The sequence below is a fragment of the Entomoplasma ellychniae genome, assembly GCF_002930155.1.
Lineage (GTDB): Bacteria > Bacillota_I > Bacilli_A > Mycoplasmatales > Mycoplasmataceae > Entomoplasma > Entomoplasma ellychniae.
Genome location: NZ_PHND01000001.1, coordinates 512777 through 527133 on the forward strand (window position 1 = coordinate 512777; position 14357 = coordinate 527133).

At 27.2% G+C, this 14357-nt stretch carries 15 protein-coding genes; 2 read left to right on the forward strand and 13 right to left on the reverse strand.

From position 1 onward, the window contains the following. Positions 1-2 precede the first annotated feature (2 nt). Positions 3-512, forward strand: coding sequence for a GNAT family N-acetyltransferase (locus EELLY_RS02290; RefSeq protein WP_104205859.1), 510 nt, complete (start codon positions 3-5; stop codon positions 510-512). A 24-nt stretch (positions 513-536) separates the two neighbouring features. Here the strand turns inward: EELLY_RS02290 and pyrG are convergent, their stop codons facing one another. The 4 genes from pyrG to gltX all read right to left on the reverse strand — a co-directional run bounded on the left by pyrG (position 537) and on the right by gltX (position 5270). Then, on the reverse strand, positions 537-2129 hold the full coding sequence (pyrG, locus tag EELLY_RS02295) for a CTP synthase (RefSeq protein ID WP_104205860.1): 1593 nt from the start codon (positions 2127-2129) through the stop codon (positions 537-539). Between the two features lie 62 nt (positions 2130-2191). After that, a complete protein-coding gene (rpoE, locus tag EELLY_RS02300) occupies positions 2192-2581 on the reverse strand; it encodes a DNA-directed RNA polymerase subunit delta (protein ID WP_104205861.1) in 390 nt (129 codons plus the stop codon). 23 nt (positions 2582-2604) lie between these two features. Beyond that, complete coding sequence (locus tag EELLY_RS02305) at positions 2605-3813, reverse strand: HD domain-containing protein (RefSeq protein WP_104205862.1); 1209 nt, start codon at positions 3811-3813, stop codon at positions 2605-2607. 5 nt (positions 3814-3818) lie between these two features. Further along, positions 3819-5270 (reverse strand): glutamate--tRNA ligase, encoded by a 1452-nt coding sequence (gene gltX, locus EELLY_RS02310; RefSeq protein ID WP_104205863.1) that lies wholly within the window; start codon positions 5268-5270, stop codon positions 3819-3821. A gap of 207 nt (positions 5271-5477) precedes the next feature. Here gltX and EELLY_RS02315 point away from each other — a divergent pair, with 207 nt between their 5' ends. Further along, positions 5478-7451 (forward strand): type IA DNA topoisomerase, encoded by a 1974-nt coding sequence (locus EELLY_RS02315; RefSeq protein WP_104205864.1) that lies wholly within the window; start codon positions 5478-5480, stop codon positions 7449-7451. Between the two features lie 35 nt (positions 7452-7486). Here the strand turns inward: EELLY_RS02315 and EELLY_RS02320 are convergent, their stop codons facing one another. From EELLY_RS02320 to pgsA, 9 genes are all read right to left on the reverse strand, one after another. Then, positions 7487-8239, reverse strand: coding sequence for a hypothetical protein (locus EELLY_RS02320; protein ID WP_104205865.1), 753 nt, complete (start codon positions 8237-8239; stop codon positions 7487-7489). A 1-nt stretch (position 8240) separates the two neighbouring features. Beyond that, positions 8241-8915, reverse strand: coding sequence for a hypothetical protein (locus EELLY_RS02325; RefSeq protein WP_104205866.1), 675 nt, complete (start codon positions 8913-8915; stop codon positions 8241-8243). Between the two features lie 36 nt (positions 8916-8951). Continuing rightward, on the reverse strand, positions 8952-9242 hold the full coding sequence (locus EELLY_RS02330) for a hypothetical protein (RefSeq protein ID WP_104205867.1): 291 nt from the start codon (positions 9240-9242) through the stop codon (positions 8952-8954). Positions 9243-9432: 190 nt separating this feature from the next. Then, entirely contained in the window at positions 9433-10842 is a 1410-nt protein-coding gene (locus EELLY_RS02335) for a uracil-xanthine permease family protein (RefSeq protein ID WP_104205868.1), read from the reverse strand. Between the two features lie 175 nt (positions 10843-11017). Continuing rightward, positions 11018-11731: a YgjP family zinc-dependent metalloprotease gene (locus EELLY_RS02340; RefSeq protein WP_245859146.1), complete on the reverse strand. Its 714-nt coding sequence runs from the start codon at positions 11729-11731 to the stop codon at positions 11018-11020. Then, positions 11703-12797 (reverse strand): redox-regulated ATPase YchF, encoded by a 1095-nt coding sequence (gene ychF / locus EELLY_RS02345; RefSeq protein ID WP_104205869.1) that lies wholly within the window; start codon positions 12795-12797, stop codon positions 11703-11705. Before ychF ends, EELLY_RS02340 begins: the two co-directional genes overlap by 29 nt. A 1-nt stretch (position 12798) precedes the next feature. Then, the gene (locus tag EELLY_RS04405; RefSeq protein ID WP_104205870.1) at positions 12799-12993 is read right to left on the reverse strand and encodes a DUF951 family protein; all 195 of its coding nucleotides are present in this window, start codon (positions 12991-12993) and stop codon (positions 12799-12801) included. Further along, on the reverse strand, positions 12986-13696 hold the full coding sequence (rsmG, locus tag EELLY_RS02355; protein WP_104205871.1) for a 16S rRNA (guanine(527)-N(7))-methyltransferase RsmG: 711 nt from the start codon (positions 13694-13696) through the stop codon (positions 12986-12988). The genes EELLY_RS04405 and rsmG overlap by 8 nt, the downstream gene beginning before the upstream one ends. A 31-nt stretch (positions 13697-13727) precedes the next feature. Then, a complete protein-coding gene (gene pgsA, locus EELLY_RS02360) occupies positions 13728-14354 on the reverse strand; it encodes a CDP-diacylglycerol--glycerol-3-phosphate 3-phosphatidyltransferase (RefSeq protein ID WP_104205872.1) in 627 nt (208 codons plus the stop codon). Positions 14355-14357: the final 3 nt, after the last annotated feature.

Below are 14357 nucleotides of genomic sequence, written 5' to 3' on the forward strand. Positions count from 1 at the left end.
GTATGAGAATAAAAATAGTAAAACCACAAATTAAATACTTAAATCAATTAGAAGAATTAAAAAATGATTTTATTTTTTCTGGCGAATCAGTTGATGGGGTCCAAGGTTCAGCTGATTTATTAGATTTTAAAAATACTATTGACTGAATTGATTTTGTAAATAAAGGTGTTGGTAAAAATAATTGAGTGTCTTTTAGACAGTTTTTAGCAGTTGATGAAACAGATAGTTTGTTAGGTTTAATAAATTTGCGACTTTCTCTTAATGACTATCTTTTAAATTATGGTGGGCATATTGGTTATGCTGTTTCTCCCAAACATAGGAATAAAGGTGTTGCAAGCAAAATGCTTTTTCAAGTATTGCAAATTTGCAAAAAAGAAAAAATTGATCAAGTTTTAATTACTTGCTTAGATACAAATTTAGCATCAGAAAAAGTTATTATTAAAAATGGTGGGGTTTTAGAAGATGTTCGCAGTAATGGAAAACACAATTATAAAAGATTTTGAATAAAATAAAAAAATCTCAAGCGAGATTTTTTTTTATTCTTTAACAATTGCTTCTACAAAACCTCTAAACAATGGGTTTGGTTTATTGGGTCTTGAAGTAAATTCAGGGTGGAACTGACAACCTATATAAAATTTATGATTTGGTAGTTCAACAACCTCGACTAAATTAAGTTCTTTGTAAATTCCAGAAAACACTAATCCAGCTTGTTCAAGTTTTGTTTTGAACTCATTATTAAATTCGTATCTATGACGATGACGTTCTGAAAAATTTAATTTTTCATAAAGTTTTTCTAATAGAGTATTTTTTTTAACTTGAGTTTCATAAAGACCTAATCTTAAAGTTCCTCCAAGATTTTCTATATCAATACCTTTTATAAAATCAAAAACAGGTTGTTTTGTGTGTTGATCAAATTCAGTTGAGTGTGCAGATTTTAATCCAGCAACATCTCTTGCATAAGATATTGTAGCAATTTGCATGCCTAAACATATACCTAAATATGGAATGTTATTTTCTCTTGCATACTTAGCAGCAAGAATCATCCCTTCAATCCCTCTGTCTCCAAATCCTCCTGGTACTAAAATACCTTTTGAAGATTTTAAAATTTCTTCATAGTTTTCTTGAGTCATATTATCAGCTTGAATTCAATTAATTTTCAGTTTCCTATTATATTCATAACCAGCAATTTTTAGTGATTCAATAACAGAAAGATAAGCATCTTGTAATTCAATGTACTTACCAACAAAAGTAACTTCAAATTCTTCAGAAGATTTTTTTATTTTTTCAACAAAATTAACTCATGGTTGAAGATTTGTTTTTGTTGTTTTTAAGTTTAATTGTTTTATTACTATTTCATGAAGATTTTGATCAAACATGTCAATTGGAACTTCATATATAGAACTTCTGTCAACCGCATCAATTACATGTGATGATGGTATATTACAAAATAACGAAATTTTATTTTTTATATCACCTGATGAAGGTTTATCAGTTCTTTGAACAACAATATCTGGTTGAATACCTAATGACAATAACTCTTTTACTGACATTTGAATTGGTTTAGTTTTATATTCTTTTGAAGTTTGTAAATAAACAAGTAAAGCAACATGAATAAAAATTACGTTTTCTTTTCCCTCTTCCATTCTTATTTGTCTAATAGCCTCAATAAAGGGTTGTGATTCAATATCACCAACAGTTCCACCGATTTCAGTTATAACCACATCAGCACCACTTGTTTTAGCTGCTTGATAAACTTTGTTTTTAATTGAATTAGTGATGTGTGGTACAACTTGTATTGTTTGGCCACCTCAATCCCCTCTTCTTTCAGCATTAATAGCATCTTTATATATTCTACCAGCTGAGTTGGATGAAAATTTAGATAAATTTACATCAATAAATCTTTCATAGTGCCCTAAATCTAAATCAGTTTCTCCACCATCTTCAGTCACAAAAACCTCACCATGTTGGTATGGACTCATTGTTCCTGGATCAACATTTAAATATGGGTCAAATTTTTGCATATAAACTTTAACTCCACTTGCTTTTAAAATAGTCCCTAAAGAAGATGCTGTAATTCCTTTTCCAAGACCAGAAACAACTCCTCCTGTAATAAAAATATATTTTGCCATAATATCCTTTCAAAATAAAAAGTTGTTAAAACATAAAAGTCAACAACTTTTTTAATTATATATTAATCTTCGTCTTCGTTATAAAAAACTTGAATAGTTTCTTCTTCCTCTTCTTCAACAAAAAGTTCATCATAGACTTCTAAGTCCTCGTCTTCATCATCAATAGAGTCTTCTTCTGATTTATCTTTTGGTTTTTTAGGGGTTATTTTTAATTCTGTTTTGATGTTTTCAACTTTTTTACCATCAGCAACAGTTCAACCTTGCGTTTTACTTAAAGCAAATCTACTATCTAAAATCATTTCGCTATATAAATCAGCAATTGTTTCGTTTTCATCTGATTTGTTGTTAATAACCTGAGCTTTAATTCCTTCTCAAACTTCCAATAATTTACATGGACCCTTTGCTTTTTTTAAAAAATCGTACGCTAAATCAATATTTTGTTTATTTGTCATTTTGAACCTCCTAAATGTATATTCTAAACCATTTCTTTTGGAAACAAGTATTTTTTTGCAATTTTTTCATGCTCTATTTCTTTTATTGTATTTGCTAATAAGCTAAATTCATTAAAAGATTTTATTTTACCATTTCAATCTTGAATGTAAATACTTTGATCTTTACCATCAATTACTCCGTCTTTATATATTAAAGTTTTTTTAGGTTTAAATTCTATAAAGTAGTATTTTAAATCCAAACCTTTTGCTTTAAGTTTATTTTTTATTTCTTTTGCTTTAAATTCATCAGCAACTTTAAAATTAAAAAATTGTCTATTTAAAATTCTATTTGCTAAGTCTGAAAGAATTTCATCATTCTCTTTAACAAGATTTTTAATAATATCAATTGTTGTCATATCATCTAATTCTAAATATAGATCTACTGGTATTTCTCCACGATCAAACATTGAATAAAAGTATTTACTAATTCTTTTTTCTTTAAATTTAAAATTTAGATCATATAAATCTTTTAACCTTAAAAATAAGGTTCTGAAATGTGTGTCAAAAGCTATTGATGCTTTGTGTTCATAAACTTGTTTGTACATGTGATATCTTCCCAATAAATAAGATTCAATTGCATAAACAGTTTTAATGGGATAGACAATTTTATCATCTATAAGTTTTGCATTGCGAATTAAAAAACTAGTATCTAAAGAAGCATAGTTCACTCCACAATTATAAGAGTCACGCTTTAAATAATCAATTCTGTCTGCGTCTAGTTGACTACTTATTAATAAATTTAATTGTTTTTTAGGGTGTTTACCTTTAAGAATGGAAATAACCTCATCAGGATTTATTTGGTATTTTTCTAATATTGGTCGTATGTTTCCTTTCTTGTTTGAAATTATTTCTGCGCTATATTCTTCGTGACTTTTATTTGAAACTTTTTCAAATGTGTGAGAAAAGGGACCATGACCAATATCATGCATTAAACCAGCTAACTTAATCAAGTCTTTTTCTTTTTCATCTATAGAATTGAATTGAGAAAGATTTATAAATTGGTTTACAACTTCATAAACACCTATACAATGCATAAATCTTGTGTGTGTAGCACTCGAAAAAGCAAATTGTGAACCACCTAGTTGAAAAATTCTTCTAAGTCTTTGCATTTCAGGTGTATTTAATATTTCGACAAACATATCTTTTTCAAAAAATATATCTCCATGTACACTATCTCTAAAAACTTTTTGCATTTTACCTACTTTACTTTTTTAATATTATCTAAAACTTTTTCTTTTCCTAATAAATATATCACATCAGCAAGACTTGGGCCATGCTCTGATGCTGTACATCCAATTCTAGCTGACATAAACAATTCTTTGCCTTTTGTTTGAGTAATATTAGAAACTACTTTAATAAGCTCTTTAATTTCCTCAATTGTTCATTCTTTTATATTTACTAATCCTTGTTCAAAAGCATTAAGTACTAATGGTGCATTTAATATTTCATTAAATTTTGATTTTAGTTCTAATGAAATTTGCTTATCAACAAAAAATAAATCTAAATGGTCGTTAATTTGTTCTCCAAATTCTATTTCATTTTTAAACAATAACAACATTTTATTTGTTCAATCTTTGCTTTTGCTTTCAATACCATATATTTCTTTATTTATAAAATTAAAAACAAAATCTAAATATTTTTCATCACTCATTTTTTTCATATACTGAGAATTGATTCATTTCATTTTTGTCATATCAAAAGTTGAAGGTGATTTACTAAATCTTTTATCATCAAATATTTTTATTAGTTCATCTTTACTAAAAATTTCTTTTTCTCCACTTGGTGATCATCCTAATAATGAAATGTAATTAAGCATAGCTTCTGGTAAATAACCTTGTTTTTTATACTGTTCAATGAAAAATAAAGCATTACCACTTCTTTTTGATAACTTTTTACCTGAGCTATCAATTATTAATGACATGTGACCAAATACAGGCATTTTTCAATCAAAAGCTTTATAAATAAGTATTTGTCTTGGTGTATTGGAAATATGTTCTTCACCTCTTAATACGTGTGTTATATCCATATCATGATCATCAACCACTACAGCGAAATTATATGTAGCTATTTTGTTGGATTTTAAAATCACAAAATCTCCTAGTTGACTTGAATCAAAACTAATATTCCCTTTAACAAAGTCTTCGAAATGAATCTGATCGTCAATGACAGCAAATCTTATTGAATATTCTTGATTGTTAGAAATCTTTTTATCAATTTCTTCTTGTAAAAGTAACTTGCATTTTCCAGAATATTTTGTAGCAACTATTCCTTTTGCTTCTTGTTGTTTATAATCTTGTTCTAATTCTTCAAGAGTACAAAAACAAAAGTATGCTTTTTTTTGAGTTACAAGTTTATTTGCAAAATCTTCATATCTTTTAAATTTTTCAGATTGTTTATATTTTCCATATGATTCATTACCTGGTTTAAAAAATGATTCATCTATATCAATTCCTAATCATTCTAAGTTTGCAAATTGTGATTCAATAGCACCTTCAACATTTCTTTCAAGATCTGTGTCTTCAATTCGAACTATAAAGTCACCATTAAAATGTTTAGCAAATAAGTAATTCATTAAAGCTGTTCTTGTATTGCCTATATGTAAGTAACCTGTAGGTGATGGAGCATATCTCAATCTAATTTTTTCAGTCATGTTTTTTTCCTCACTAATTGGTAATAATTTTATACTTTTATTTTTGAAAATATTTAATTTTTAGTTATTATTATTTACTTGATTATTTTTTTAAATAAATATTATTTAAATACTTTACATATTTTATTGTGCAAAAAATAATTTTATAAAATTTTGTTTTTCTTTCAAAAAATAGTGTTTAATATATTGGATGAAGGGGGTAAGTAAATGTCAAATATATTAGTCTTATTAGAATCACCATCAAAAATAGATAAAATAAAGCATTTTTTAGAAGATAACTTTCCTGAAAATAATTATGAAGTCATGGCTAGTGGGGGGCACATCAACAGAATATCTGATTCTGGGCCTTGAGCACTTGGTATTGACTTTGAAACAGTAACTCCAAAATTTACTGTTGACAAATTAAAAAAGAAAAACGTTGCTGAAATTGTTAAGGCTGGTAAAAATGCAGACGAAATAATATTGGCTTCTGATCCTGATAGAGAAGGTGAAGCAATTGCATGACATCTTTCTAACTTATTTATCAAAGATAAAAAAGTAATTAAAAGAGCAACATTTAATGAAATCACCGAAGCAGCTGTTGTTAAAGCATTCCGTGAAATGAGAGATATTGATCAAAATTTAGTTAACGCACAACTTTCAAGACAAATGTTGGACAAAATTATTGGGTATTTGGTTTCTAATTCCTTACAAAAAGGCACTGGATTATTAAGCGCTGGTCGCGTTCAAACTCCTGCACTTAATATTTTAGTTCAAAGAGATAAAATTATTAAAGCTTTTAAAGAAATAATTTATAAAAAAATATTTGTTATTGATTCAAAAAGAAATATTAATTTAACCTTACACCGAGATGATAACAACTTAATTGTCAATACAGAAAAAACTTATTTTGTTTCTGAAGAACAAGCCAACAACATTTTAAAAAATTTAAGCTCAACATTTAAATGCGAGTCATATAAATCAAAACCTTTTGAAGTTAGAAGTTTTAAACCTTTTTCAACAGCTAGTTTACTTCAAGATGGATTTAGTAAGTTAAGAATGAGTGCTGCTCAAATCACTGTTGCTTCACAAAAACTATATGAAGCAGGTCTTATAACTTATATAAGAACTGACTCAAATAAATTTTCAACAGAATTTACTGCTGAAGCAAAAGACTTTATTAATAAAAATTTTAAAAATGGCTTATTTAAAGATGCAGTTCCAGTTAAAACACAAGCAAATGCACAAGAAGCTCATGAGGCAATAAGACCAACAAATTTAGATCAAAGACCCGATAACATCGAGACAATAGTTGATGATAAGAATGCAGCAAGACTTTACAACTTAATTTGGTGAAATACCATCAAATCATTAATGAAAGGACCAAGTGGTTATTATCATAATTGAACTTTTTGAAATAATGGGTATGAATTTAAACAATCTTGAAAAGAAACTTTAGATCAAGGTTATAATGGTTTAAAAGCTAACGATACTGATGAAAATATTGAATTAGACGAAAATGGTGATGAAATCCAAGAAATTGATATTGATAAACCTGCTTTTGAAATGAATGCAGACTTTTCAATAGACATATCAAAAGACTTAATAATTATGGAAGAAGCTAAAACTTCTCCTCCCAGAATGTTTAATCAAGCAAGTTTAATAAAAGAACTTAAAGAACTTGGAATTGGAAGACCTTCAACATATTCTCCAACTTTAACAAAGTTAAAAGAAAGAGAATATGCCATACCACATAGAGGAAAACCATTTGAAGTTACCGAAAAAGGATATGAAGCTGAAAGATTTTTATATGATAAATACTTAGAATTTTTTAACTTAAATTATACTGCTAATATGGAAGAAAAACTTGATGAAATTGCTGAAGGAAAATTCGATTATAAACATTGATTAAGTGAATTATATAAAGAATTATCAGAATCAGTAAAACAAGTTATTCAAAATTCTAAAACAAGTGATATACCTTGCCCAAGATGTGGTGAAGGCAGTCTTGTGTTTATTAAATCTAAATTTAATAGGGGTCGTGGGTGCTCAAATTTTACTATAACTAAGTGTGGTTATAGAGAATACGAGCAACCAGATGGAACTTGAAAAGAATATGTTTCTGTTGTAAAAGAAGATAGCGTTGAAAAAAAGGAATTTAAAAATTCAAAAAAACGCAATAATGTTAAAGCAAAAAAATAAAATCTGTTATCACACTGACAACAGATTTTATTTTTTTAGGAATTTTGGAGCATAGCAATAAAATTTTCAACTAAAAGTGATTTTAAATCTTTTATACTTATTTCTTGATTATCGGTTTTAATTTTTATTGAATCTATTTGTTTTGTTTGACTAATAAAATAAGCATTAATTCTTAGATATTTTAAAAACAATTTGAATTGTTTATAGTAATCATTTTTTAAATTAGAAGCTTTTAGTTTTTTTTGAAATCTTCTTTGTTGAAATTGAATTCGTCAATTGTGGAATGAAAATTTTTCATTTCATTCATTATATAAAGTAAATTGTTTGTATTCCGATGTTGTTTCATGCTTTTTAATTTCATTTTTAAAATATTCAATAATATATTTTTTTGAATACAGCTTCAATAATTTTAACTTCTTATTAACTCGATAAATAAAAAAACTAACAAGAATCAGAGCTAATAAAAGAGAAATTGACATAGCTATAATATAAAATTTAAAGACGCTAGAATCACTTGGTATAAAAAATAAAAAACCAACATATGTTATAATTGATAATAAAATCGTTCAAAAATAAAAGGTTAATAATTTTTCCTTGTCTCCTTTTAAAATTATTGGAAAATTATCTAAATCAAATTTTGAACTAATGAAAGTTCCGACCAATTTATACTTAACTTTTAAATCTACGCTAACTGCTCAGTGCATCAAAGGAAATATAACTAATAATGCTGAAATGTATATCGCTACCAACATAATTGCTAATTCTATTAAGTCTTTAGTTGAAATCATATTATATTCCTTTCTTACTTGCATCTATTCAAGCATTAATTGCTGTAGAGGTAGCAATTAATGCAAGAACTGCTGGAAAAGCCCAAGATAATGGAGCGGCAGTAGTAGTTAAAGTTAATAAAATAGCTTTTGCTGTTTTGCCTAGAGAGTGACCTAATGTTATAGTTGCTGATAATGTTGAAAAACCTTTATTTATTTTACTCATTTCTTTATCATAATTTGTTAATGCCAGCGAAAGACCTGCTGCTGCAGTTGAAGCAATAACACTAATTGCAGTACAAGTAACAGCCCAAGGTAATAAAACACCAGTTGCATAAAAGCCAGCAGCAGCAATAGCAGCAGTCGCTGCTATTGTAGTAATTGAAGCTTTAGATGTTCTTAACTTTTCTACTAACTCCCGATTTTTTTGTAGACTTTCTGTATTTGTATAAGTATGGGTGAAATGTCCTCCTCCTCCCAATGACATACGGCTACTAAGATTTCTTTGAAAAGCAACTTCATTTAATTTATGGTTTGCAGACACATTAACACCTGCACCATCATTTAAATATAGATTATATGTTTTTCCAAAATCAGGAACTGTTCTTTGTAAAAAATTAATAAGACTTGAAAAACTTATGTTTTCTTTTTCGAAAGAATCAAGAATTTTTTGAGACTCATTTTTTGCATATTCCATAATGTAATTATTTTCAATTTTTCCAGAAGTACTTTTTTATTTATTTTGAAAAAAACTATAAAATAAGCTGTCTAATTCTCTCCTAACATCTACTTTTTCTAATTTTAATTCTTGATTATTAAGAAACAAAATTTGTTCAAAATTTTCATCATTGTTGTGTTTTTGTGAGTTGATTATCTGATTACTTATAACTTTATTAAAAGATTTTATTTCATCATTTGGTTTTCTTGATGAAATTTTAGTTACAAAAGAAGTTGCTGCTGTTAATGCCAAAGTTCCGCTAACAGTTATTAAAATAGTTGAACTAATTGCTAATATTTTTTTCATAATGTTTTCCTTTCTACAGTCAAACATTTATTTTATATTTTAGCAAAGTTTTGTTTTCCTGTATATCTAAATAATAGCACTTAGCCTTCAAAAAGATGCCATTTAGTATAAAAACAAATAAGTGCTTCAAATAAAATGTTAAAAATATAATCTACACTTCTGAAAAAGAGGGAGTAGATTATATGTTTTTTTATTTACTTTTTTTTGATTTTTTTCTATTAAAGATTGAAAAATAAAGCATGCCTTGATGCATTTTTTCTGGTAATAGTAAATTTAATAATATTCCAGCAAATGCAGCAATGCCAATCCCAGGCAAACCAAATATAGAATCTCCAATAATACTTAGTACTATTCCAAGAACAAGAATAGTTGAAGTTACAAAAATGTTTTTCATATTCAAAAAATCTACATCACTTGTTGCTAGTATTCTAATTCCATTTATACTTATAAATCCAAACATAACCATTCCAATACCCCCCATCACAGGTGCTGGAATCATTGATATTGTTTGATTGACCGGTGCTATAAATGCTAAAATCATTGCTATAACAGCTGCAAATCCAGTAACTCAAACTGATGCAATTCTTGTTATACCTACAACCGCTGTGTTTTCTCCATAAGTTGTATTGGGTGGTCCACCAATAAATCCGTCAACAATGATTGAAACTCCATCAGCTATAAGTGTGCGGTGCAAACCAGGATCTTTAACAAAATCTTTATTTGTTATCATTCCAATGCTTATATGGTCACCAATGTGTTCAGACATACCAACAATAGCTAATGGTGCAATTGCTATAATAGAAAGACCTATTTTTTTAACTGTAATATCTTTTCAAAATGGTTGAAATGAAGGGTATCATTCTCATTTTGAAACATCAGTTATTTTGGATGTGTCTATTAGACCTCAACTTGGTTTACAAATGTGAATAATGATAGCTGTCAAAAAACCTACAGCAATACCGATTATTACTGGAATTATTTTTGATATCCCTTTTGCTTTAATTGTTATTATAACAATAGCTATAAACGTTATAAAAGCTATTAAAAACGCAATTCATTGAGGATAATTAACATTTCCAACCTCAGATCAATCTTTACCAGTAATTCCTGAATTCACTAGTGATGCTGGAGCTGCACTCAATCCTATTATTACAATTAGTGGTCCAACAACAATTGGGGGGAATATTTTTTTAACAAATCCACTTCCTAAGAAATAAATTGTTATGCCGAATAATATATATATTAAACCGACAAACATTATAGCAAAAAATACTGAGTTACCATAATTTTTATATGATGTACCAACAGCAATCATATAAGCAAAAGAACTACCTAAGTAAACTGGTACTTTTGCTTTTGTTAAAGCTATATATATTAAAGTACCTAACCCTGATGCAAACAAAGCCATTGATGGATTCATTAAGTGAAAATTGCCCGAAGGACAAATTGTACTATTTATTATCATAGGAACTAATACATTTGAACCAAACATAGCAAATACGTGTTGTAATGACAAAATTGTTCATTGCAATTTTGATCTTGGTTTTTCATGAACATCAAGTGCTAAAGCAACTTTATCTTTATCTAAAATAGTTTCCATTATTTTTCTCCTTTTATATTTTTTCAAAAAAAATAGTCACCAAACAATGGTGACTATGAAAGAATGAAAAAAATTATTTGTGATAACGGTAAATGAACAGTTTTAATAAATAAACTTTTCATAATAACCTCCTAATCACTTAAGAAATATAATAACATTTTAAAAATGCTTTGTGTTAAACACCAGTAGAATTTAATGTTTTTCGAATCTCACGATATTTAGGTGAATATTGTTCTACAAAGTTTCAAAACTCTTTTGAGTGATTTGCGTGAAGAATATGTGCAAGTTCATGAATAATTACATAACTTATATGTTCATCATCAAAATGTAGTAACTTTGTATTATAAGAAATTTTTGATTCTTTTGGTAAACAATAACCTCACTTAGCTTTCATAAGTTTAACAGATACGTTTTTAAATGGGATATTCATTTTAACACTTCAATCTATTGTTCTACTTATAAATCAGTTTTTAAATTCTTTTGCTATCAAGCTATAAATTTTTTTAATTTGAATTTCTTGGTCATAATAATTTTTAATTTTAATTGTTTTATCAACTATTTTTGCTCTAGTAATTTCTTCATTTATTTCAATTTGATATTTTTCTCCCATGATTTTAATCCATGGCTGCGACGCATTTAAATCATAAACAGAAGTAACAATGTGGTTACTTTGAACAGACAATATTTTTGTAATATTTTTATAAAGTATTCTTTCTATTTCTCATAATTCAGCAAAGTGGGGCGCACTAACTTTTATTTCACCAGCAACAACTTTTAAAATAATGTGTTTTTGGTCTTTGTAACTCAATGTATATTTTATATCATGTCCTTGATATAAAAGATTTTTAAAGGTTTTGTAATTAGACATTAAATTTAAAGAAGCATACATCACCATCTTGCATGATATAACTTTTTCCTTCTAATCGCATTTTTCCAGATTCTTTGACTTTTTTTTCATCTCCACATACCATTAAATCTTCAACATTGTATATGTCAGCTTTAATAAAACCTTTTTCGAAATCTGTATGAATTACCCGGGCACATTGAGGTGCTGTTCACCCTCTTTTAAATTGCCAACTTCTTGCTTCTTGAGGTCCGGCTGTAAAATAAGTTTGCAAACCAAGAGCATCATATGCTGCTTTAATAAGTTGTTCTAAACCTGAGAACTCAACACCTAAATCAGATAGGAATTCTTTTTTTTCTTCTTCAGATGCATCTGAAAGATCTTCTTCAATCTTCGCACAAATTTTAACAACTGACGAATTAGTTTGTTTTGCAAATTCTTTCACTTTAAGAACATACTCATTATCAAATGACAACTCATTATCATTTACATTACATAAATATATAAAAGTTTTTGCTGTCAAAAACTGAAAATGTGAAAATATTTTTCTTTCTTCTTCGTTAAGTTCTAATGTATTTAAAAGTTTATTATTTTGAAGACAAGCTTCAGCTTTTGTTAATAATTCCAATTCAGCATTTAAAACTTTATCTCCACCCCTTACTTTGGGTGTAATTCTTTCAATTCTTTTTTTAATAGAAGCTTCATCAGAAAGCATTAATTCTAAATTAATAATTTCAATATCTCTAATTGGGTCAACATTTCCTTCAACATGAGTAATATCCTTATTATCAAAACATCTAACTACTTCACAAATCGCATCAGTTTCTCTAATGTTTGCTAGAAATGCATTTCCTAAACCTTCTCCTTTAGAAGCCCCAGCAATTAAACCAGCTATATCAACAAATTCAATGGTTGTTGATATTTTTTTCTTTGATGAAAATATTTTATAAATGTTTTCAAGTCTTAAATCAGGCACTTCAACAACACCTACATTTGGTTCAATTGTTGCAAAAGGATAATTAGCTGCTTCAACTCTTGAATTTGTGATTGCATTAAATAATGTTGATTTACCTACATTTGGTAAACCTACTATACCAACTTTTAAACTCATTTTAATTCTCCTTCTTTTCTATATATTTAATTGTTTTATCCATAGTTGGCCTATCCAACTCTATAAAAAGATTATATAATTCAAAGCTTTGAAATTTATAATTGGCTCCAATTTTAATTAACTTTCACTTTTTTGTTTTACTTGGGTGAGATTTTTTTAAAATGACATAGTCACCAATTTCTAAATCCTTATGCATTGTTTTTTGTGCTTTCTTTTACTATTTTTGCATATTCTCTTGGGTATAGTTCAGGAGTTTCTTTCACTTTTGTGAAAAACACATTAATTCTTTTACCTATTTCACTGTGATAAAAATGTGAAACATCATCTAATTTTAAATTTAATTTTGGTGCTAATTTAACTTGTGAAGCAAGTTCTTGTTCACCTCTTGGCCCCTTTAGAAGTATTATTTTGCCATTTTTTTTAGCAAACCTAACACTTAACTCAAGAATTACATCAAGATATGCTACAGCTCTAGAAATAACAATATCGTATTCTTCATTTTCAATTCGTGATAATGCTTCTGCTCTTTCATGAACTGCTCTTATATTCACTAACTTTAAATCATTAATAACTTTATTTAAAAAACTGATTTTTTTATTATTTGAATCTAATAGTGTTATTTTTGTATTTGGGAAAATTATTTTTAATACTATTCCAGGAAAGCCAGCTCCAGAACCAATATCTATAATTTTTTGGTCATTCAATTTAATATTTTGGGTAAACACTAAACAATCTAAAAAATGTTTATAAAATACCTCTTCAAAATTAATAACTCTTGTTAAATTATGTTTTTTATTTTCTTGTTTTAGTATTTCATAAAAATTAAGCAATTGTTCTTGTTGGCTACTATTAATATCAATATTAAGTATCGATTTAAAAACTGATCAATTTATTGGCATTAGTCTCCTTTGATTTAATAAACAATTTATCTTAAAAAAGTTGTGACTTTGCTTTTATAAAGTAAGTAACTCCACTAATTAAACTAAATGCAGTTGCTATATACATCGGAATTAAAATAACTTGTTTAATTATTATATCTTTTGTTTCAATGTCATTTGTTTCAATACCTTGAAAATTTACAAAGTATGCTAGAAAAAACAATATTGATAAGCCAACCATTTGAAATACAGTTTTTAATTTACCTAGTATTCCTGCAGATAATGTTATTTGTTTAGAACTCAAAATCATTCTTATAAAATCAACAACAGTATCTCTTAATATTAAAATTAATGTTATTCAAAAAGGGATTAATCCTAAAGGAATAAATAAAATTAATGTTGCATTAATTAGTACTTTATCTGCAATTGGGTCAAAAAATTTTCCAAATTCAGAAACATAACTATATTTTCTTGCTATGTATCCGTCTAAAAAATCAGTGACACTGGCTGCTATAAACACAATTCCAGCAGCTAGTAAAAAGTGATCAATCTTGAATGAACCGCGACTTTCTACATCTTTTTTAAAGATTATTAAAATTGATAATAAAATAATTACAACTAATCCTAAAAAAATCCTTAACATAGTTAAAAAATTTGGTATATTACTTTTTTTAAACATATT